A 20685-nucleotide genomic window follows, 5' to 3' on the forward strand; every position below is an offset into this window, starting at 1 on the left:
GGAAGTGCTTTTTGTTATAACTTAAAACGTAAGATTAAATCTTGTTACGTTTACGATCATTTTCATTTAACCATACCTTACGTAAACGCAGGTGGTTAGGTGTTACCTCAACATACTCATCTTTCTGAATGTACTCTAATGCTTCTTCTAATGAGAATTTAATTGCAGGTACAATCTTCGCTTTATCATCTGCACCAGATGAACGTACGTTAGACTGCTTTTTCGCTTTGGTAATGTTGATATTCATATCATCCTGACGTGAGTTTTCACCAATTACCTGACCTTCATAAATATCTTCACCTGGAGATACGAAGAACTTACCACGATCCTGTAATTTATCAATAGAATACGGAATTGCATTTCCGTTTTCCATAGAAACTAAAGAACCACTAATACGTCCTGGAATAGTACCTTTAAAAGGCTGATACTCTTTAAAACGGTGTGCCATAATAGCCTCACCTGCAGTAGCTGTAAGTAATTGGTTACGTAAGCCAATGATACCACGTGATGGGATCATAAACTGGCATATCATACGCTCCCCTTTAGCTTCCATACTTAGCATCTCACCTTTACGCATAGAAACCATCTCAACAGCTTTACCAGAAACATTCTCTGGTAAGTCGATTGTTAATTCTTCTATAGGCTCACATTTAACACCATCAATTTCTTTAATGATTACCTGTGGCTGACCTATTTGAAGTTCGTACCCTTCGCGACGCATAGTCTCAATTAATACAGAAAGGTGTAATACCCCACGACCAAAAACCATAAACTTATCTGCACTACCAGTTTCTTCAACACGAAGCGCTAAGTTTTTCTCAAGTTCTTTAAATAAACGATCTTTAATATGACGTGAAGTCACAAATTTACCGTCTTTACCAAAGAAAGGAGAGTCGTTAATAGTGAATAGCATGCTCATTGTAGGCTCATCAATAGCGATAGTCTTCAACGCTTCAGGATTTTCAAAATCTGCGATAGTATCACCTATTTCAAATCCTTCAATACCTACAAGTGCACAAATATCACCCGGAAGAACTTCAGGAACTTTTAAACGTCCTAAACCTTCAAAGGTGTGTAATTCTTTAATTTTTACTTTTTTAACGCTACCGTCACGCTTCACTAAAGATACTTGCATACCTTCTTTAAGAGTTCCTCTTTGTAAACGACCTATCGCGATACGACCGGTAAAAGAAGAGAAATCTAATGATGTAATAAGCATTTGTACTGTACCTTCTTCTATTTTTGGTGCAGGAATGTGCTCCATAACCATATCAAGAAGTGGCTCTATATTTTCGGTTTGATTTTCCCAATGATCACTCATCCAGTTGTTCTTAGCAGAACCGTAAACGGTAGGGAAATCTAGCTGCCATTCTTCGGCACCCAGTTCAAACATTAAGTCAAAAACCTTCTCGTGAACTTCTTCTGGAGTACAGTTTTCTTTATCTACTTTATTGATTACCACACAAGGCTTAAGACCTAAGTCTATCGCTTTTTGAAGTACAAAACGGGTTTGTGGCATTGGTCCTTCAAAAGCATCAACTAATAAAAGTACTCCATCAGCCATGTTTAATACACGTTCTACCTCTCCACCAAAATCGGCGTGACCAGGAGTATCAATAATGTTGATTTTTGTACCCTTATACATTACTGAAACGTTCTTTGACGTAATAGTAATACCGCGTTCGCGCTCTAAGTCATTGTTATCCAGGATAAGATCTCCCGTGTTTTCGTTTTCGCGAAACAATTGACAATGGTACATGATTTTGTCAACCAACGTAGTTTTACCGTGGTCAACGTGAGCGATAATCGCAATGTTTTTAATTTCCATAAGATGCCCTTATTTTAAGGGCGCAAAGATATGGTTAATTAATGGATTTTTAAGCACTTATTTTTAATTATAATCTGGGCGGCTTGCTGCTTATTAAAAAACTTCTAAAAAATTGAAAATCAGTCACAAGCAGCAACCGGGCTATTCGCTATATCTTTTTTGCTAACAACTTTACGCAATACGCCAAAGGGCGTAGAAAGCCTCTCGTTTACAAAAAAGGATACCGCTGCTATCCCTGCCGCGGGTTTATCTTTATTGCTGTTGCTGTTTCCAGTTAATTGAAAATCGTAATTATTTATATTTCCTGTTTTATTCTTTTTTTGTACTTAAGTGCTGGTAGTTGTAATCAACGATAGGTTCTCGACTGCGCTCGAACTGACATACCGCTTTATTTTTAAGGTTTTAAGTTTCAATTTCTCTTTTCTCTTTTCTCTTTTCTCTTTTCTCTTTTCTCTTTTCTCTTTTCTCTTTTCTCTTTTCTACTTTCTACTTTCTACTTTCTACTTTCTACTTTCTACTTTTAACCATTAACTTCTAACTTTTTTCCTATTTCTAAAGCCTTATCTTTACAGCTTTAAATCCCAGACAATGAAACTCACAAATATTCCTAAAATAAAATATACAGATTCTAACAACTTCTTCTTACTTGCAGGACCCTGCGCCATTGAAGGCGAAGAAATGGCATTACGCATTGCTGAAAAAATTGTTGGAATCACTGATAAATTGAATATTCCTTATGTATTTAAGGGAAGTTTTAAAAAAGCAAATCGCAGCCGTCTTGATAGTTTTACAGGAATTGGAGACGAGAAAGCTCTAAAAATTCTACGCAAAGTTTCTGAAACTTTTGACGTACCTACCGTAACTGATATTCACGTAAATGAAGATGCCGCTATGGCTGCTGCTTATGTAGATGTTTTACAAATACCTGCGTTTCTGGTACGTCAAACCGATCTTGTTGTGGCTGCCGCCGAAACCGGTAAAGTTGTCAACCTTAAAAAAGGACAATTTATGAGTCCGGAATCTATGCAACACGCCGTAACCAAAGTAACCGAAACCGGCAATGAAAATGTATGGATTACCGATCGTGGGACCATGTTTGGATACCAGGACATGATTGTAGATTTTAGAGGCATCCCAACCATGCGTCAATATGCACCTACCGTACTTGATGTAACCCACAGTTTACAACAACCCAACCAGACCAGTGGCGTAACCGGTGGTCGTCCTGCACTTATAGGCACTATGGCAAAAGCCGGTATTGCTGCAGGTGTAGATGGTCTGTTTATAGAAACGCACTTTGACCCTAAAAATGCAAAAAGTGACGGAGCCAATATGCTTGATCTAAGTTTGCTAGAAGATTTATTGACCAAGCTGGTAGCAATACGCAAAGTGGTTGCCGAGTAAAAACAAAATGTATAGAAGTAAAAAATCCGTGCAGAAAATTAATTCTACACGGATTTTTTTGTTTTGATAGTATTTTATTAATCAAGAATCCATTGCAATAAATCTTCCTGATCTACAATAGACCAACTGTGCGGATGTCTGGTTCCATCTGCCCTATACCCCTTATCTTCAGTAGTAATAAGCTCAACCTGTTCGTAATCCTGACTCATCAAAAACTGAGACATTCTTTCTAAATGGAACGCATTCATTTGCTCATACTCAACACCCATATTTTGTTTCCACCAGGTTTTATCTGGCTCCGTGTACAAACGGATTTTAGTATTCTTTAAAGCTTTAAGGTTTTGGAAGTTTTCGGTTTCATAAACAAACGAACTGTACTTTTCATAAGGAGTGATTTCAACATCAGGATCTCCTAATTGGGTATTAAAGTATTGAAGCATAAATGCACTTTCCCCAGCAGCAGCGGGTGAAAAATTACGCTCCACATTTTGTTTGGCTATACGATACATTGCTGCAAGATCTATAGGAGAGTCAACTGCAAAAACACCAACCGGCTTGATGCCGTACGCTACATTTTCAGTCAAATAATTACTAATTAAAAGAGCCATTGCCCCACCACTAGATAAACCCCCTATGTAAATGGCATTCTTAGGAAGATTATTTGAGGATATCAATGTTTGTAACATTGCAGCCAATTGAGTTTTCTCTTCATCTTGTAAAATGATTTTTCTATTGTAATTTAAATAGACTACTGCTACATTTTTTGAAATAGCTAAATCCGTTATTGGAAACTCGTTTTCAATACCCACTCCATCTTCACCAAATCCACCAAAAAGCATTAATACGGCATCGGTTTTTGATGGCTTGTACAGTATATAATTTTCAGTGTTAAACGTTTCTGGTTCCTGTGCTATAACTATACCTGTGCATAAAATAAAACATAACAGCATTAGACTTTTCAAAATTCTTCTCATTTTATTCTTTTTATCTTGTTTGATTGATCAATCAGTTTTGTCTTGAGATTTTAAACTCAATTTATAGGCTTCTAAATCCCATTTTATATCAAAATTGATAAGATGAGGAAAAAAATAGAAAAAGACCCGGTATATAGATTACTTCGTTTATCAAAATACTACTTATTTTTAACTAAGAACAAATTTATCAATAACTAAGAAACCTAATTAAATTAGTTTTTAACTATAAATATTAGGACTTCAAATAAGAAATCTATTTCAGTTGAGTCAGGTTTTTATATTAAAAGCTCTTTCATTTGCTCTAAAAATCCAATTGCAATTTCTGCATCTAGTTCTTCTAGATTTTGATAGCGCAGCGAACGTAAATTTTTTCGGTTTTCTCCTGCTGTAAGTTTTCCATTAAGGTCATTGAGCATTATTCCTTTAGGAAAACTAAGCTCGACAAAAGTTTTTCTAAAATTTAGAAAACAAAACATCCTACCATTCAAATAATAAAATGGCAAATGCCATTTATACAATAAAACTGCTTGCGGCACGGCGTGTTCAATTAGTACCTGCAATTCGATTAAAATACTTCGATACGGTTCGGGCTTTTTAAGAATGTAATCTTCAGCAGGATTCATTACTAATATTCTTTCAACTCTAAATGTTTTCTTAAAGTTAAGCTTAGCATCTTAAATAACTATTAAATGATCTGTCGAAAATCCGTATTACATAAAATTCCGCTTAGTTTTCCAGTTTAACCCTACAAACAACATCAAAACCTACAACCTTAAAGCCCTATCCTCTATTAATTAGTTCTGATTATTTTTTTTGTAGAATGCTTCAGTCAGAAGGATAAGAAACCCAAATTTGAGTTAGGCGGTAAACCTATTTAATTTGGTGTATTCGTCTTAAAACGAAAAACAAGAATTTACAGATTCTTTTCAATATGTTTTAAAAATTTAGTAACACTAAAATATGTGCAGGATATAATTAATCCTTGGCTAGACGGAAACTTTGTAGATGATTTTGCAGTAGGTAATCCCGATGCAAAATGGGAAGCTCGGTTTAATATAAATGTTGGTTACTACTTTTAATGAAATAAAAAATTATGGCAAAAAAAATTACACGCAGTGACGAAAGGAAATCCATCTTTGGCTTACAGGTCAACGGACCCGTATTTTTTACTTCGGCAATAATTATTGTAATAAGTATTACACTTACGATCCTATTTGAGGAAAAAGCGCAGAAAATATTTAGTGATATACAGCACGCGGTAGCAGAAAAAGCAGATTGGTTTTTTATACTATGTATCAATCTCTTTTTGATTTTTCTGATTTATCTCGCTCTAAGTAAATATGGGAAACTAAGAATAGGTGGTCAAAAAGCAAAACCCGAATTTAAAACCATATCCTGGTTTGCTATGTTGTTTAGCGCAGGTATGGGTATAGGATTACTGTTTTTTGGCGTTGCAGAACCTGTAACTCATTTAACAACCCCGCCTACCGCAGCTCCTAATACGGTAGCCGCAGCGCAGGAAGCGATGAATTTCACCTTTTTACACTGGGGATTTCACGCCTGGGGTGTTTATGCGCTGGTAGGATTAGCCTTATCCTACTTTACCTATTCCCGCGGCTTACCCCTTACCATCAGGTCTGTTTTTTATCCTTTTTTAGGAGATAAAATACACGGAAAGATTGGAGATGCGATTGATATTTTTGCGGTTCTTGCAACACTTTTTGGACTGGCAACCTCGCTAGGCTTTGGTGTACAGCAAATTGCCAGTGGTTTAAATCATGTTTTTGGTGTTCCCGATGGTACGCTTACTCAGGTGTTATTAATCGCCGGTATAACATTAATAGCAACCACCTCTGTAGTTCTGGGAGTTGATAAAGGGGTGCGTATTTTGAGTGAATGGAATATGCGTATTGCGGTTGTATTACTCTTACTTGCTTTAATTCTAGGTCCTACCCTCTTTATCTTCCGCTCTTTTGTTGAGAATACAGGAAGCTATCTCTTTAATTTCATCAAAATTTCTACCTGGAGTGAGACTTTTGAAGGTTCATCCTGGCAAAATAACTGGACGGTATTTTACTGGGGCTGGTGGATAGGCTGGTCTCCTTTTGTGGGTATGTTTATTGCCCGTATTTCAAAAGGTAGAACCATTAGAGAGTTTATTTTGGGCGTGTTATTAGTACCTTCTTTAGTTACCTTTTTCTGGATGTCCACTTTTGGTAGTGTTGCTATTCAACAGGCACTAGGTGGTAATACAGCAATAGTATCAGCGGTACAGGATGATGTTGCTACGGCACTTTTTATCTTTTTTGAAGACTACCCACTCTCAATGGTTATAAATGTTGTTGCGGTTATTCTTATAGCAGGCTTCTTCATAACCTCATCAGATTCTGGCTCTCTTGTTGTAGATAGTTTAACTACCGGAGGAAAAATTGAAGCTCCGGTAGGTCAGCGCATCTTTTGGGCAATTACAGAAGGTACTGTTGCTGCTGTACTTTTAATTGGCGGTGGCCTCGAGGCATTACAGACCGCAACCATTGTCACCGGTTTACCCTTTGCTATTATTTTACTGATTATGTGTTATTCCCTCTACATAGGACTGCGGGAAGATTATCAAAAATTAGAAAAAAAGAAATCAGAAAAGCAGATGGACGATTATGAAGATGTTGTAAAAGAAATTGTCGCACGTAGGAAAAAAGCCGAATAAAAATGGAAAAAGTAAAAAACATACTCGTTGCATTAGACCTGTCTTCAATAGATAAATATCTAATTAAATACAGCTCGTTTCTCGCCGAAAAGTTAGCGGTAGAAAACGTTTATTTTGTTCATAACATTAAAAAATACGAGATTTCAGACCTGTTTGAAGAAGAGTTGCAAAAAGTGAACCTTGACCAACTCATAGGCGACGAACTCAATGAACAGATTGAAAATACATTTACTGCCAATGTAAATTGGGAAGTGCTTATTTCTGAAGACTCTAACACCGAATCTCTCATACATTATATCACCAATAAATATCAGATTAATCTTGTTGTAGTAGGTAACAAGCCTGCAAAAGATGGTACAGGAGTGGTAACTTCAAAATTATTGAGATTATTAAAATGCAGTATACTTACCGTACCTAAAACAGCCGAGTTGCATTTAGATACCGTTTGGGTAGGTACAGACTTTTCAAGCCCATCCCGAAAATCATTTTTCTTTGCAGAAGAACTGCGCAATATAACAGCTGTACACTTAAATGCACTTCATATTTATCGAATTCCTATTCAGTTTTCTCAATATGTTGTACGTGATAATGCGCTGGTAAAAGTAGAAACGCACCTCAGACAAAAATCTGCTAAATTCTTTAAAAAACTAGCGGTAACTCCTCCTGATACTAATGAATTTCTCTTTGCAAAGGACAAAAGCATCGGTCAGAAATTTTTAATGGAGATCGAAAAACGCAAACCTCATTTGGTAATTCTTTCAGACAAAGGTGGCAGCAATATCTCTACGCTGCTAATAGGAAGTCTTACTGAAGAGCTTTTTAATGAAAGCCTTAGCTCCCCGTTACTGGTAGTGAGGTAATTTCTGAATGAGAGCAATAACTAAAAGCTTCACCTTTTTGTGAGGCTTTTTTTATTTTTGGTTTGTACAAAATTTTAGTTTTACTTTGCATTTCAAAGTACTTTTGTATGGAAACAAACAACTATCTCAAAGATATTAGCGACATCAAAAATATGATGAGTCGCTCGTCTCGATTTATTTCACTTAGCGGACTCTCCGGAATTCTAGCAGGCATTTACGCACTTATAGGCGCAGTAACTGCCTATTTTCAGATTCAAAAGTTTGAAGACTTAAGCTATACAGAGACTCAGTATATCTCAGATGACACCTATACCACCCTCTTTTTCAATTTAATGGGCATCGCGCTTCTTGTACTTTTTGCAGCCGTAGTGACTGGTTTAGTACTCACTTTACGCAAAGCAAAAATACAGAATGAGAAAATCTGGAATCCTATTTCAAAACGCTTATTGGCAAATTTTGCGATTATGCTTATTGCCGGTGGTCTATTTTGTATAGTCCTTATTCAATATAATATTGCCGGGCTGGTTGCTCCTGCAACACTTTTATTTTATGGTCTTGCCCTGGTGAATGCCAGTAAATTTACCATTGGTGATATTAAATACTTGGGCATAGTCAATATAATAATTGGTCTTATTGCAACACAATTTATAGGCTACGGATTGTATTTTTGGGCATTGGGCTTTGGTGTGCTTCATATTATTTATGGAGCTATATTGTACAACAAATACGACCGCTAGTACCCTCGCCTTATCCCACCCCTAACCCCTCCCTAAGTGAGGGGAACTAAGAATTAGAACATAAACCTTAAAACAACTTGAAAAACATCATTCAACATATAAATAAAGCTTTTGACCATCGTATACGTCTGGGAATTATGAGTATACTTATGGTTAATGATTTTGCCGATTTTAATATGCTTAAAGAATTGCTGGGCGCCACAGACGGCAACATCGCCAGTCATACTAAAGCGCTCGAAAAAGAAGCGTACATCAAAGTTGAAAAATCATTCATTAACCGAAAGCCTAATACACGTTATATCGCTACTCCATTAGGTAAAGATGCGTTTACAAAACATATTGAGGCTCTAGAAAAACTGATAAACCCATAATACTAAAATCTATTTTTTTACCAATCTACTTTGTATTTCAAAGTACTTTACTAAATGAATTTTTATTTACTAATAAATAGTAATCACTTTTTAAAATTCTTAATATGAGCACACAAGAACCACAGCAGCACAACAAGATTATCTATTGGGTTAAAAACTCAATCACTGCACGTATGTTTATGGTAGGTTTTCTTACCCTTATTCTCCTAATTCCGCTATTTTTTGTGCAAAATCTTATTGAAGAACGCGCCTTTCGGCAGCAGGAGGTAGTAAGCGAAATCAATGAAAAATGGGGAGATGAAGTCTTGATTTACGGACCTATTTTTAAAATTCCGTATAAAACCTATCATGAGAAAGCCATTACAAATAAACAAACTAAAGAAGTTTTAACTGAAGTTGTAGAAGAAATTAAATACGCGTATTTCTTTCCCGAAAAATTAAATATAACCTCAACGGTCAATCCCGAAATTAAAAACCGAAGCATTTACAAAACCACGGTGTTTAGTTCACAAACCCTATTAAACGGAACGTTTGCCGTCCCAGACTTCTCTGATGTATCACTTCAGCCTGAAGATATCCTGTGGGATAAAGCGCGCGTTATTTTAAAAACCTCTAATTTAAAAGGCGTAAGCGCCGAGGTTAAGATTAAACTTAATGAAGATAGTTATCCCTTTTCATCAAAATACGATACTCATGAAAATCCCAGAACTAATGGGTTGAATATGCATTTAATGGAAAGTAAACCTATTGAAGTTGCTCAACTTCCGAAGGAAAAGGCAGTTGCATTTAGCATTAATTTAGAAGTAAACGGTAGCGAACAAATACGTTTTGTGCCCATAGGCAAAACTACCGAAGCTCAAATTACTTCTAATTGGGAAACAAACAATTTTACGGGTAACTATCTTCCCTATAATCAAGACAAGCTTACTGAAACCGGCTTTGATGCGCGCTGGAACGTACTGGATATTAACCGCCCCTTCTCGCAACAATTCTTTGACCGTTTACCTGATTTGAATGCGTATGCTTTTGGTGTAAATTTTATGATTCCGGTAGATGAGTATCAAAAAAGTGAACGAACTGCCAAATACGGTTTTCTGGTTATTGGTCTCACCTTTCTTATTTTCTTTTTAATACAGACATTAAGTAAAATACCTATTCATCCGTTTCAGTATCTGATGATTGGTATTTCACTAATTATGTTTTACACGCTACTCATTTCTATTTCTGAGCACAGCAGTTACTTCAACGCCTATTTTGTTTCCGGTTGTTCTGTGGTTATTTTGATCACGTTATACTCTAGAAGTATTCTCAAAAACGTAAAGTTTCCTTTATTTATTGGTGCTTCACTAACCCTATTGTACAGCTTTATATATGTCATTATTCAGCTTGAAAATTATGCACTGCTCGTAGGTAGCATTGGGTTATTTATCATTCTTGCAGTAGTTATGTACGCTTCGCGGAAAATTGACTGGAACTCTTAAACAATGCTAAAAAATAGAAGCCGGCTTGCTCCTGAGCAGGTTGGCTTTTAAAAAACTAATTTTATGAAAACAGTATTTCTTCAAAACTATCAACACTTAAAAAGGCTGACTTTTGCCGCTGCTGTTTGTGCTCTTTTGATAATGGCACGCATCAAAATAACCCACAGTTTATTTGGCTTATTTCTAATTTGGAATCTCTTTTTAGCACTTGTTCCGCTAGGTATCACGTGGACGATGCTGTATTACAAATCACTGCTTCAAAAGCCTATTTTATTAAGCCTGTTAACGTTTATCTGGGTTTTATTTTTACCCAATGCGCCCTACGTATTTACAGATTTTGTTCACTTAAAAATGAATACTACCGGTCAATATCTATTTGATTTTATACTCATTTTGGCATTTTCCAGTTTAGCATTATATGCAGGATTAATTTCGGTGGTGGCAATGCAAAAAATCTGGAAACCAAAAATAAACAGTGTAATGTTACATATGCTTACCTTTATAATATTTTGCCTGTGCGGTTATGGTTTATATCTGGGTAGAGTACTTCGCTATAATTCGTGGGATGTACTTACTAACCCGCTCGCCTTGCTACACGATGTATGGTATTTTGTAATAAACCCTTTTGATAATTGGCCTATTTTAGTTGTTAGCGCCAGTTTAGGGCTACTGCTGATGTTAATTTATACCGTTCTTAAATCTCTTAAATTATTAAATACAGATGAAACTAATCCGTAATTCTCGTCTCGCCTATCTGCTGGGATTTGTGTTTATTTTAATTCTAGAAATTGCCATCGCTATCTATCTCAAAACCGGTTTTATACGCGCAAATCTGGGAGATTTCTTAGTAGCGATTTTGCTGTATTGTCTATTAATGACTGTATCTAACACATCCGTTAAAAACGGATTGTTCATCACCCTGGTTTTTTCTTTTATAATAGAATTTCTTCAGATTATTAATCTCACACAATTCTTTCCTATAGCCTATAAGAAATGGGCCGCTTTAGTATTTGGCAGTCATTTCTCATGGTTAGATGTATTAATGTATACTTTAGGAATTTTAACAATTTGGGGTGTAGAATATGCACAATCTTCTCGACCTAATTCCCAAAAGCTTCCGAAGATAAAGTAGCTATCTGTGGTTGATTAGGCAATACAAGGATTTTATAAGTTCGCTAAAAGGTTTTTCGACTGCGCTCAAAATGACTTTAGAGGAGCTACTACTTACTTTGTTTTTCGTTTTTCGTTTTTCGTTTTTCGTTTTCCCGTTTTTCCGTTTTCGTATTTCGTATTTCGTTTTTCCCCTTTCGTTTTTCGTTTTTTCGTTTTTCCCTTTTCGTATTTCGTTTTTCGTTTTATTCTTTACCGTCTACATAATCCTGCAGGTAGCTAAAGCGTTTTGTTAGCTTACCATTTTGTGTCATACGGGCGCGTTGTAGAATACCATCTTTATCCTTATCAAAAAATGCCGGCATTACGTGTTCTATAAACATCTCACCAAAACCTTCACTGGCATCCTTTGGCAATTCGCAGGGTAAATTATCTACTGCCATTACCGTTATTGCACCTTCAGCATCCATTGCTACTTCAGTTTCAGTCTTGGCGTCATAACCATAAAAAGGATCTGCAATGGTAGAGGCACGCAGCGTAGAGGCTACGGGGCCATCTACATCACACGAAATATCGGCAACCACTTCTATCTTAAAATTTTCAGCTTTAGCATCTTCCCGGGTAAATAAATATGGAGCACCATCACCATAAAAATGACCTGCTATAAAAAGCTGTGTTACTTCCGCGAAGCGCATAAAATTAGATTCATAACCTGAGGGGTCTTTAAAGAATTCAGCATTACTGGCAGCTGAACCATCTTTTTTTCTGGTGTAATCTTTTATCCCCAGCTGCACATAAACCGCTTGCTTAAATATTTTTGTGAGATACTCTGTTACCGAAACTTTTTTAATACCCATCGTATTTAAAATTTCGGCAGCTCCGGTTGCTACTTTTCCGGTTCCGGTAAGGGCTATTTTTAAAGCGGGCAGCTCAATTTTAGCCAATTGACCGTGCAATGCATCTACATCTGTTAATGTTGATGCCGGTGGCAAATCATACAACTTATGTTTTAAACCGTAGGCTCTAAAACCATTGTAAGCTCCAACCAGGCCTGCATATCTTCCGAAGCCTATTAAGCGCAAGCCGCGCTTATTTGTAATTACTTCGTGATCATAAAGCTCAATATTTTTATCTAAAACAGCTTTTAGTAAGGCTCTGTTATACGGTTGTTTTTTAATGGTATGGCTAAAGAAAAAGTACTTCTTATTCGGTATCAAATCCTCAATGCGCACCTCTTTAACACCTAGCATTACATCAGCTGCAGACACGTCTTGCAACACTTCAAACTCGGCCTTCTCATAAGCTACATCCGGAAAAACCCGTACTGAAGAAGATTCTACTATAAACCGGGCTTTAGGGAATCGCTCCTGAGCGTTAGTCATAGAAGTAGGCGACAATACCGCTCTGTGATCTGGTGGTGTTTTTCCTTCTTTAAGTAATGCAAATGTAATGTGGGTCATGTATTGAGATTTTAAGTCTGTAATTTACAATTTTAATAGATTTATGCACAGGTATGCTAACCTCGGGCGGGTTAAGTTTTAATAGTTTATTGAGATAAAAGTGTTAACATTCTGCGTATTTTTGAGAAAATAAAAAATTATGAAATTTAAACTACTTGTTCTCGCTGTAACTACAATTTTAACCTCGTGTAGTGCGCAGAATAAAATTAAAGGAGATAAAGACGTAATGTCTATTGTGGGAAAACTGGAATCTGGTATCAACACGGTAGAGATAGGTGAAGGTATTGAATTAGAATTGGCACAATCGCCTAACAACAGTTACATTTTAACTACAGATCGCAATCTGGTAAGTGTAATTGATTTTAAAGTGACAGACAGTGTTCTAGTGATAAAACCTAATATGCGCATTACTAATGCTAAGGAGTTGAAAGTTTATTTAAAGTTAGACAACCCGCAACATATTATTCTTAAGAAGGATGCCGAATTTAAGTCTCCCGGGCTTCTTGAAGTTCCTGATTTTACGTTAACCGCATACGATGCTTCAAGGTTTGAATTTAAACTGAATAGCGATATAACCATGTTTAACCTTATGGGGAACGCCGGGGGTGATTGCAGATTAAATGCTAAAAATTTCACCTTAAAAATGACCGATCGTACTGATCTTAAAGGCGATTATAACACTACCGAAAGTACTTTTACACTTGATGAAAACGCAGAGTTTTCGCCAAGAGGAAAAACAAACACGCTGCAATTAACCTCATCAGGAAAATCAAATTATAAAGGTTCGCGATTTGAATCTAAAGACGGGTACGTGACTTTAAGTGGTCGCACGGCTACTGAAGTGTATGCAGCCAATAATTTAAAAGTATATGCACAGGACAAGGCTTCTGTAAAGGTATATGGTAAAGGAGATATCAAGACCGAAGCATTAAAAGATGATGCCTCTATAGAAAAGAAATAAAACAATAATCCTTGATAGTTTGAATGCCGAAGAACTTTAGTATCTTTGCAGCCCTCAAATTATCGAGGATATTTTAGAAACGGGGTCGATTTGGTTTTGACAGCGGGTCTAATTGAGTAGTAAGCACGCCGAGCGCTGGGACACAAGCTCGTAAATCTCATGTTTCACACTTTTTAAACGGCGAGAATAACTACGCCATGGCTGCATAATCCGAATCACAGTAGGATTTACTTAATCTCATACAAGGTATGAGACCATGATACCTCTGAAAAGCCTTGGTTTACGGCGTTTCGCTTAGAGGTACCGAAAAAGTAAACATAGCTATCGCAGGGTCTTGATGTGGTAGTGAAACTTAATCGAGAATAAGGTATTGCTTGGTAGTTGCCGACCGGGTTGTATTCGAAAAACAATTGGCAAATAAGCGCGTAGAAAGCTATTGAGTTGCCTGTTTGCACGGCGGTTCGAACCCGCCCGACTCCACAATTTAAAAATCCCTAAGCCTTTTTGCTCAGGGATTTTTTGTTATGTGTTAAAAGTTAATTGAAACAATCTGTCTCTAATAAACCTGATTTAGAATTTACACACTTGAGCCAATGCGGTGAAGCGCAGCTAGCCCGCCCGACTCCACAATCTTAAAATCCCTAAGCCTTTTGGCTCAGGGATTTTTTGTTATCTGTTAAAAGTTAATTGAAATGATCTATCTCTAATAAATCTGATTTTGAATTTACAGGATTGGAGCCAATGCGGTGAAGCGCAGCTAGCCCGCCCGACTCCACAATCTTAAAATCCCTAAGCCTTTTGGATCAGGGATTTTTGTTATCTGTTAAAAGTTAATTGGTCAAAACCTCATTCTAGCGAAGTAATTTTTCTAGCTTCAAGATCAAAATTGTTGCGGCGAAGCTAACCCGTGTTTTTCGATTTAAAATTTAAATGCTGAAGCTACTCGCCGTAAGTTAAAAAAGGAATAGGTGCGACACCTATTGGCGGTAACGGTCTTTAAGTTTACAGAACTAAGATTTTAAGGATCAAACGCAGTTGAATTTGACAAATGATTTTTTTTAGTGCTCATATAACACTATTTTGAAATCTATAATGATTCCCAGATGTATCAATTATTTTTAGACGATATACGCACACCCGAAATGGTCTATAAGCCCAAGCAGGCTCAGGAATTTGTAGTGGTGCGCAGTTATGATGCTTTTGTAAACTATATCGAGGAAAACGGCCTGCCAGAATATATAAGTTTTGATAATGACTTAGGATTGGATGAAAATGGAAACTTGGCTCCTGATGGTTTGGCCGCTGCCAAATGGCTGGTTTATGAGTCTGGGCTTGATCTGAAGAATTTGGAGTTTTATGTACATTCGGCTAACCCGGTTGCGGCAGAGCAAATACGGGGTTTGTTGACTAATTATATTGATTTTTTAAAACGAAATTAGCCCACTATACATTTTAAATTATGACCATACTCTACCTTCACGGACTCGAAAGCAAACTTAGTGCTGCTAAGAAAGAGATTTTAGAACAGTACGCCACCGTTATAGCACCAGATTTAGACTATAAAAATAATCCTGATGCGGTACAAGAGATCTACGAAGCCTATAAAAAGGAAGCTATAGATTACGTTATGGGCAGCAGTATGGGTGGCTTTGCAGCATATCATTTGGGTTTATCTTTCAACAAACCGGTATTGCTCTTTAATCCTGCTTTAGTGAAGCGCTCTGTACCTCAAAACATACCTAACTTTAAAACTCCGAGTTCTGGATTTGGTCAGGTGGTTGTAGGCGGAAAAGATACGGTCGTTGATCCGGCTGATACGCTGCGCTTTTTAGGCGACCGACTTAAAGCGGGGTTTAATTACCGCTTACATCTGCGTGCCGAAATGAGTCATCGTACTCCGCTGGAAGTGTTTGAGGAGGAGGTGAGGGGGTTTTTTGAGTATCGGGAAATAGTGAGATAAGACTATAAAAAAACCCATCTCATTAGAGATGGGTTATCAATAAATTTAATTGTTTTCTCTCGAATGATGATATTCTTGGTGATCAGGGTTCAATTGATTGCCGTGATTTACATCATCAGGATGATTTTCTGAATTATTATCTTTTGTATTCATCATTTAAAAATTTAGATTTTAATATCATTAGTTACAAGTTACAGTTTTATTACTCTTATAAACACCGTTACTTTTTTTTACGCTTGGATTCAGAAACTTCCGGTTTTTCCGTCGTTTTATTCGATCTCTTTTTACCCGAAGGCTTTCCTGTTTTACTAGGCGCATTTGGTAATCCTTCTTTTTTAGCCATACTTTTAAACTTTTGATTTTGTTACTTTTTTCCGTTTGTCGATGCAGCACTTTGCGCTCGTGATGCAAAACTTCCTTTAGAAACACCACCAGTACCGGTACTTTTTGCACTTGCACTCTGAATGCGTGCCGCTGCAGCTTTAGACATTGAATTTGATTTTCCCATAATTTTAAAGTATTTGATTAATTAGGCAGAACTATTCTCCCTTTCTTGTACCAAAACTAGACTTATCGATTATTCTATTTTACCATTTGTTACAAACCAGTTATATTTGGGATTTTATAGTATGTTTTTGTGAAATCGCAAAATAATTACAAGTCTTAATCCCCAGATGTATCAATACAATTTAAGTCTTCAACAAGCATTAGAGGAAAACGAAATGCTCAATGTATTAGTTGAAATTTTAGTTTTCTTACTAATACTAATTTTCATACGAAATCTTTACAATCTTATTAAAAAGAGATCCTACCGAAAAAAGTTTAAAACTTTAGAAAAACAGTATAAGTCTGATCAAGAAACCATTGTTATACAACAGGAGGATCTTGATATATTAAAAACTGAAAGCTTAAATCTCGAGCGTAAACTCAATGAGCAAAAGAAATATTTTACTTCTAAAATTCAGGACAAAGAAGAAGAACTAAAAAAACGTGAATCTAATCTTGAATATCAGCGTAATGCTTTTGAAAAATATGCAGGTTTTAAAATTGTAGATGCAAATAATTCCCGACTGGGAGCACACTTCCTTAAGAATGTGATTAGTCATATTTACGAAGATTTAGAAGAAATACATTCATCCCAAATGTCAAGTGAAAAACTGAATGCAGAAGCTAAAACCCTTTTGCCCATTAAGGCTTTAAAAGATATTTTTACATTGCTTGACTATACGGTAGCTGTAATTCAAAGAGATACGGTATCTATCAACGAAGAAATTAAACACATTCAACTTTTTATTGCTGTAATTAATTATCTTAAGCCTAAAACTACGGTTGACTTAACACTTAATTTGACTCTGAAGGATCTCCAATCTCTTCAAATACGTCCAACTTTGTTCTTCCCGTTTATTGAAAACGCACTTAAGCACGGAGACCTAAACAGAGATGATAGTAAAATAATCATTGAAGCAGATATTAAATCTGATAACAGGTTAATATATACTGTTTTAAACAGTTGCGAATGCATTTCAGTAGCTAAAAAAGAAACGGATGGGAAAAATGAATTTGGTTTAAATGCACTAAAAAATCTTCTAGACACCTATTATCCTAAAAATGAATTAGAGTCCAGACCCATAACTCATAATCTTTATCTTTCAAAACTTGTAATTCCTGTTAATTAATGATTAGATATATACTTGTAGACGACGACCAAAAAACTCTTGAACGTGTTAAAGTTAAGATCGATAGTATTGCTAAAGATTATGATCTTAAACATATAGCAAATTATAGCAGTTCAAAAGCAGCAGCAGAAAGTATTACGCAAGACAGTTATGATTTGTTAATTGTTGATTTTGAGATGCCTGTATTTAATGGTCTTGAATTAGCAGAGAAAATTGCCGTAGGTAAAAAAGTGATTTTTCTCACCTCAACAAAAGATAATGAAAAGCGCGTTATAAACGCTATTGATATTGCAGGCTACCTTACTAAACCATTTGAGATTCAGGAATTTGAGAATGTCCTTAAAAAAAAGATATTAATTAATTATAATACTGCTAAAAATCATCAAAACACTCAAAATTATTTTTTGAGTGTCTCTAAAAATAGAGATATAAATATTGTACTTGATAAGGTTTATTATATACGCAAAGGCAGACAGAATTATGTAAATGTTTACGGATATAAAGATGAGATCATATTCAAAAACGTTAGACGAACTATAAGTGATTTGGCTAAAGAATTAGAGTGCCTCAATTTTATAACCATTAATCAAAGTGTTATCGTAAACAAAAATTGGATAAAGGAAAGAGACAATTCGTACGTTGAGCTCTTTGACTGTAAAGAAAGCTTTGAAATTAAGCAGTCTTTTAAAAGCTCCTTCATTGCTAAAATCAAAAATGCATTTAGTAGATTATAAAGTTTATTAATTTGTGTTATTTTAAAAAACACACCTACTCTAAGCTCCATACAAATACCCCTGAAAATTGATAAATGCATTCCGAATGCTGGGTATATCACCAAGTTTCGTTTTAGCATCTGCAATAGCGTGATACTTTAATATAAGGAGTTCGCCAAGTTTGCTGTCGTCTAATTCTTCGACACCTGATGTTACATATTGCTCTAGTACAAAGCTTAAAAACTCCTGCTGTTCGGGACTGTAACTGGCGAGATACACTTTAGCACGTTCTGCGCGATTTAGGCGGGGTACCAATTCTTTTTGATAAGCGATGTAGGATAATACATCATACAAATCTGAATCATTCCCATGAACAACTTCTTTCAAATCTTCTAGTTGAGCCGCAGTATAACCGCGTTCACTCATTTCTTCCAAAAGCTTTTTACGGGTATCGGGCAAACTCCATATTTTACGTAACTCCTCTTCATTTTTAAAAAGTGAAGGAATATCACCAAATAGAAGTTTTACAAATTCTGCTGCCCCAATAGGCTTTCCGTCAGGGCTGTAAAAAGAGGTTTTAACCATACTGTCTAAAGCACGTACTTTATGATCTGCCAGTTTTACTTTAACCATATTGCCTAAAGGCTTATCACAAACGCAAGGATCGTTACCACAAACGTAACAAGGCTCTGTGGGTTCTTCTACACAAATACAGGGTTGTTGCCCACAGGTTGTACAGGCCTTTTTAGGAGGTCGTAGTGTAGGCGGCTCTGGCTCTATTGGCTCGCCATCCCATTCGGGGTCTTTAAAATGCTTGTGGGCTTTTACAAAATCATAGATTGTAAAGAACTCCTTCCCCTCAAACAAACGCGTACCTCTACCTAGGATTTGCTTAAACTCAACCATAGACTTTACCTGCCGCAATAACACAATATTGCGGACTTCCGGGGCATCTACACCGGTGCTCAATTTTTTAGACGTGGTGAGTATGGTTGGAATATTTTTTTCGTTATTCTGGAAATCACGCAGGTGCTGTTCCCCAATTTCTTTATCACCCGCGGTAACCCGATGGCAGTAGTTTGGATTAGTACTGGCACTATATTGATTGATTAAATCGCGTATGGCAGCAGCGTGAATTTGAGTGGAGCAGAAAACCAGCGTCTTCTGGTTTTGATTAATCAAATCCATGAAGAGTTTTACACGATATTCCTCTCGCTCCTTAATTTCAATAATAGTATTAAAATCTGCCTCAGTATATTCACGATCCAGATCAACTTCGCCTGAAATCACCTCATCATCCTCTGTAAATTGATAGGTATCAATGGTGGTGTTGAATTCTTTTAAACGAAAAGGCGTCAGGAAACCGTCATTAATACCTTCTTTAAGTGAATAGATATATACCGGATCTCCAAAATAGTTATACGTGTCTCCATTTACATCCCGTCTTGGGGTTGCAGTAAGACCTAATTGCACCGCTGGGCTGAAATACTCCATAATATCCCGCCACGAACTTTCATCATTTGCACCGCCGCGGTGACACTCGTCAATAATGATAAAGTCAAAGAAGTCTCTAGCATATTCCCCAAAATACGCCGTATCATCAGGCCCACTCATAAAGGTTTGAAAGATTGTAAAAAAAACACTTCCGTTTTTAGGAACACGGCCTTTCTTTTTGATTTCGGAAGGTCTGATACGGACTAAAGCATCGTCCTCAAACGCATTAAAAGCATTAAAGGCCTGATCTGCCAAAATATTGCGGTCTGCCAGAAAAAGTATTCTGGGCATACGTGGATGATAATCGCTAGTTTGTGCCGAAAGATTCCAGCGGCTTTGAAAAAGTTTCCAGGCTATTTGAAAGGCAATAGCCGTTTTACCCGTACCGGTAGCCAGCGTTAACAGAATACGATCTTTACCTCTAGCAACAGCATCTAAGGTTTTATTAATAGCGTTTTCCTGATAATAACGCGGTTGCCACGTGCCTCCACGATCTTCAAAGGGGATGGTATGAAATTGCTTACGCCAGTCTGTTATTTTCTGCTCTTTTACCGTTTTAGGTTGTGGAAAGGTAAGCTCCCACAATTCATCTGGCGTAGGAAAAGAAGCAACATCGCCTTCTTTACCCTCTTGCATATCTATGACATAAATCTGATCGCCATTGGTACTATACGTAAAACGCACCTGTAAACGCTCTGCATAATCTTTGGCCTGCCCAACGCCATCAGTATAGTATTTATGACGCGCTTTGGCTTCTATGATGCCTAACTTTTCATTTTTGTAAATGAGTACATAATCTGCATCCAGTGGTTTTGAACGTCTCTTTTGCCCCAGCAATCTCCCCTGTGTAATAGGAAACTCCCTGCGTATCCTACTCTCAGGCACTACTCCCCAACCAGCTGCTGCTAATGCCGGATCTATGAGTTCTGCTCGTGTTTCGGATTCGTTCAAA

General features: G+C 36.7%; 20 protein-coding genes and 1 other RNA gene. 14 read left to right on the forward strand and 7 right to left on the reverse strand.

The window, feature by feature from the left end; all coding sequences use genetic code 11:
* Positions 1-34: 34 nt before the first annotated feature.
* Positions 35-1828, reverse strand: a complete 1794-nt coding sequence (typA, locus tag ACEN25_RS06625) for a translational GTPase TypA (protein WP_441802230.1) — start codon at positions 1826-1828, stop codon at positions 35-37.
* 588 nt (positions 1829-2416) lie between these two features.
* Between typA and kdsA the strand changes: the two genes are divergently transcribed.
* The gene (gene kdsA, locus ACEN25_RS06630) at positions 2417-3232 is read left to right on the forward strand and encodes a 3-deoxy-8-phosphooctulonate synthase (protein ID WP_441802231.1); all 816 of its coding nucleotides are present in this window, start codon (positions 2417-2419) and stop codon (positions 3230-3232) included.
* Between the two features lie 77 nt (positions 3233-3309).
* On the opposite strand, the gene ACEN25_RS06635 is transcribed toward kdsA, so the two are convergent.
* Positions 3310-4206 (reverse strand): hypothetical protein, encoded by an 897-nt coding sequence (locus ACEN25_RS06635; protein ID WP_441802232.1) that lies wholly within the window; start codon positions 4204-4206, stop codon positions 3310-3312.
* A 275-nt stretch (positions 4207-4481) separates the two neighbouring features.
* Entirely contained in the window at positions 4482-4829 is a 348-nt protein-coding gene (locus tag ACEN25_RS06640; protein WP_441802233.1) for a DUF1801 domain-containing protein, read from the reverse strand.
* Between the two features lie 470 nt (positions 4830-5299).
* Between ACEN25_RS06640 and ACEN25_RS06645 the strand changes: the two genes are divergently transcribed.
* From ACEN25_RS06645 to ACEN25_RS06675, 7 genes are all read left to right on the forward strand, one after another.
* Positions 5300-6910 (forward strand): BCCT family transporter, encoded by a 1611-nt coding sequence (locus ACEN25_RS06645; RefSeq protein WP_441802234.1) that lies wholly within the window; start codon positions 5300-5302, stop codon positions 6908-6910.
* A 2-nt stretch (positions 6911-6912) separates the two neighbouring features.
* On the forward strand, positions 6913-7770 hold the full coding sequence (locus tag ACEN25_RS06650; protein WP_441802235.1) for a universal stress protein: 858 nt from the start codon (positions 6913-6915) through the stop codon (positions 7768-7770).
* A gap of 107 nt (positions 7771-7877) precedes the next feature.
* Positions 7878-8507 (forward strand): hypothetical protein, encoded by a 630-nt coding sequence (locus ACEN25_RS06655; protein WP_441802236.1) that lies wholly within the window; start codon positions 7878-7880, stop codon positions 8505-8507.
* Positions 8508-8584: 77 nt separating this feature from the next.
* Entirely contained in the window at positions 8585-8878 is a 294-nt protein-coding gene (locus ACEN25_RS06660) for a winged helix-turn-helix domain-containing protein (RefSeq protein ID WP_441802237.1), read from the forward strand.
* A 104-nt stretch (positions 8879-8982) separates the two neighbouring features.
* The gene (gene creD, locus ACEN25_RS06665) at positions 8983-10359 is read left to right on the forward strand and encodes a cell envelope integrity protein CreD (protein WP_441802238.1); all 1377 of its coding nucleotides are present in this window, start codon (positions 8983-8985) and stop codon (positions 10357-10359) included.
* A 63-nt stretch (positions 10360-10422) separates the two neighbouring features.
* Complete coding sequence (locus ACEN25_RS06670; RefSeq protein ID WP_441802239.1) at positions 10423-11097, forward strand: DUF1361 domain-containing protein; 675 nt, start codon at positions 10423-10425, stop codon at positions 11095-11097.
* Positions 11081-11491: a DUF2809 domain-containing protein gene (locus ACEN25_RS06675; protein ID WP_441802240.1), complete on the forward strand. Its 411-nt coding sequence runs from the start codon at positions 11081-11083 to the stop codon at positions 11489-11491. Before ACEN25_RS06670 ends, ACEN25_RS06675 begins: the two co-directional genes overlap by 17 nt.
* 223 nt (positions 11492-11714) lie before the next feature.
* On the opposite strand, the gene ACEN25_RS06680 is transcribed toward ACEN25_RS06675, so the two are convergent.
* Entirely contained in the window at positions 11715-12920 is a 1206-nt protein-coding gene (locus ACEN25_RS06680) for an NAD(P)-dependent oxidoreductase (RefSeq protein WP_441802488.1), read from the reverse strand.
* A 148-nt stretch (positions 12921-13068) separates the two neighbouring features.
* Between ACEN25_RS06680 and ACEN25_RS06685 the strand changes: the two genes are divergently transcribed.
* The 4 genes from ACEN25_RS06685 to ACEN25_RS06700 all read left to right on the forward strand — a co-directional run bounded on the left by ACEN25_RS06685 (position 13069) and on the right by ACEN25_RS06700 (position 15850).
* The gene (locus ACEN25_RS06685) at positions 13069-13890 is read left to right on the forward strand and encodes a GIN domain-containing protein (RefSeq protein WP_441802241.1); all 822 of its coding nucleotides are present in this window, start codon (positions 13069-13071) and stop codon (positions 13888-13890) included.
* Between the two features lie 81 nt (positions 13891-13971).
* Positions 13972-14373, forward strand: a transfer-messenger RNA (tmRNA) gene (gene ssrA, locus ACEN25_RS06690).
* A 620-nt stretch (positions 14374-14993) separates the two neighbouring features.
* Positions 14994-15329 carry a cyclic-phosphate processing receiver domain-containing protein gene (locus ACEN25_RS06695; RefSeq protein WP_441802242.1) on the forward strand — a complete coding sequence of 112 codons (336 nt, stop codon included), beginning with the start codon at positions 14994-14996 and terminating at the stop codon, positions 15327-15329.
* Between the two features lie 20 nt (positions 15330-15349).
* On the forward strand, positions 15350-15850 hold the full coding sequence (locus ACEN25_RS06700) for a YqiA/YcfP family alpha/beta fold hydrolase (RefSeq protein WP_441802243.1): 501 nt from the start codon (positions 15350-15352) through the stop codon (positions 15848-15850).
* A gap of 220 nt (positions 15851-16070) precedes the next feature.
* Here the strand turns inward: ACEN25_RS06700 and ACEN25_RS06705 are convergent, their stop codons facing one another.
* Together ACEN25_RS06705 and ACEN25_RS06710 are read right to left on the reverse strand one after the other, a co-directional pair.
* On the reverse strand, positions 16071-16193 hold the full coding sequence (locus ACEN25_RS06705; RefSeq protein ID WP_441802244.1) for a hypothetical protein: 123 nt from the start codon (positions 16191-16193) through the stop codon (positions 16071-16073).
* Between the two features lie 21 nt (positions 16194-16214).
* On the reverse strand, positions 16215-16358 hold the full coding sequence (locus ACEN25_RS06710) for a hypothetical protein (RefSeq protein ID WP_441802245.1): 144 nt from the start codon (positions 16356-16358) through the stop codon (positions 16215-16217).
* Between the two features lie 166 nt (positions 16359-16524).
* Between ACEN25_RS06710 and ACEN25_RS06715 the strand changes: the two genes are divergently transcribed.
* Both ACEN25_RS06715 and ACEN25_RS06720 read left to right on the forward strand, forming a co-directional pair.
* Positions 16525-17526 carry a hypothetical protein gene (locus tag ACEN25_RS06715; protein WP_441802246.1) on the forward strand — a complete coding sequence of 334 codons (1002 nt, stop codon included), beginning with the start codon at positions 16525-16527 and terminating at the stop codon, positions 17524-17526.
* A complete protein-coding gene (locus ACEN25_RS06720; RefSeq protein WP_441802247.1) occupies positions 17526-18260 on the forward strand; it encodes a LytR/AlgR family response regulator transcription factor in 735 nt (244 codons plus the stop codon). Before ACEN25_RS06715 ends, ACEN25_RS06720 begins: the two co-directional genes overlap by 1 nt.
* A gap of 39 nt (positions 18261-18299) precedes the next feature.
* On the opposite strand, the gene hsdR is transcribed toward ACEN25_RS06720, so the two are convergent.
* A complete protein-coding gene (gene hsdR, locus ACEN25_RS06725; protein WP_441802248.1) occupies positions 18300-20684 on the reverse strand; it encodes an EcoAI/FtnUII family type I restriction enzme subunit R in 2385 nt (794 codons plus the stop codon).
* Position 20685 lies beyond the last annotated feature (1 nt).

This window comes from Leeuwenhoekiella sp. W20_SRS_FM14 (genome assembly GCF_052119605.1).
Classification (GTDB): domain Bacteria; phylum Bacteroidota; class Bacteroidia; order Flavobacteriales; family Flavobacteriaceae; genus Leeuwenhoekiella.

Bases quoted from the DNA above. Each gene is read 5' to 3' on its own strand.
- typA (WP_441802230.1), bottom strand. From the start codon at position 1,828: ATGGAAATTAAAAACATTGCGATTATCGCTCACGTTGACCACGGTAAA.
- kdsA (WP_441802231.1), top strand. From the start codon at position 2,417: ATGAAACTCACAAATATTCCTAAAATAAAATATACAGATTCTAACAAC.
- ACEN25_RS06635 (WP_441802232.1), bottom strand. From the start codon at position 4,206: ATGAGAAGAATTTTGAAAAGTCTAATGCTGTTATGTTTTATTTTATGC.
- ACEN25_RS06640 (WP_441802233.1), bottom strand. From the start codon at position 4,829: ATGAATCCTGCTGAAGATTACATTCTTAAAAAGCCCGAACCGTATCGA.
- ACEN25_RS06645 (WP_441802234.1), top strand. From the start codon at position 5,300: ATGGCAAAAAAAATTACACGCAGTGACGAAAGGAAATCCATCTTTGGC.
- ACEN25_RS06650 (WP_441802235.1), top strand. From the start codon at position 6,913: ATGGAAAAAGTAAAAAACATACTCGTTGCATTAGACCTGTCTTCAATA.
- ACEN25_RS06655 (WP_441802236.1), top strand. From the start codon at position 7,878: ATGGAAACAAACAACTATCTCAAAGATATTAGCGACATCAAAAATATG.
- creD (WP_441802238.1), top strand. From the start codon at position 8,983: ATGAGCACACAAGAACCACAGCAGCACAACAAGATTATCTATTGGGTT.
- ACEN25_RS06670 (WP_441802239.1), top strand. From the start codon at position 10,423: ATGAAAACAGTATTTCTTCAAAACTATCAACACTTAAAAAGGCTGACT.
- ACEN25_RS06675 (WP_441802240.1), top strand. From the start codon at position 11,081: ATGAAACTAATCCGTAATTCTCGTCTCGCCTATCTGCTGGGATTTGTG.
- ACEN25_RS06685 (WP_441802241.1), top strand. From the start codon at position 13,069: ATGAAATTTAAACTACTTGTTCTCGCTGTAACTACAATTTTAACCTCG.
- ACEN25_RS06695 (WP_441802242.1), top strand. From the start codon at position 14,994: ATGTATCAATTATTTTTAGACGATATACGCACACCCGAAATGGTCTAT.
- ACEN25_RS06700 (WP_441802243.1), top strand. From the start codon at position 15,350: ATGACCATACTCTACCTTCACGGACTCGAAAGCAAACTTAGTGCTGCT.
- ACEN25_RS06705 (WP_441802244.1), bottom strand. From the start codon at position 16,193: ATGGCTAAAAAAGAAGGATTACCAAATGCGCCTAGTAAAACAGGAAAG.
- ACEN25_RS06710 (WP_441802245.1), bottom strand. From the start codon at position 16,358: ATGGGAAAATCAAATTCAATGTCTAAAGCTGCAGCGGCACGCATTCAG.
- ACEN25_RS06715 (WP_441802246.1), top strand. From the start codon at position 16,525: ATGTATCAATACAATTTAAGTCTTCAACAAGCATTAGAGGAAAACGAA.
- ACEN25_RS06720 (WP_441802247.1), top strand. From the start codon at position 17,526: ATGATTAGATATATACTTGTAGACGACGACCAAAAAACTCTTGAACGT.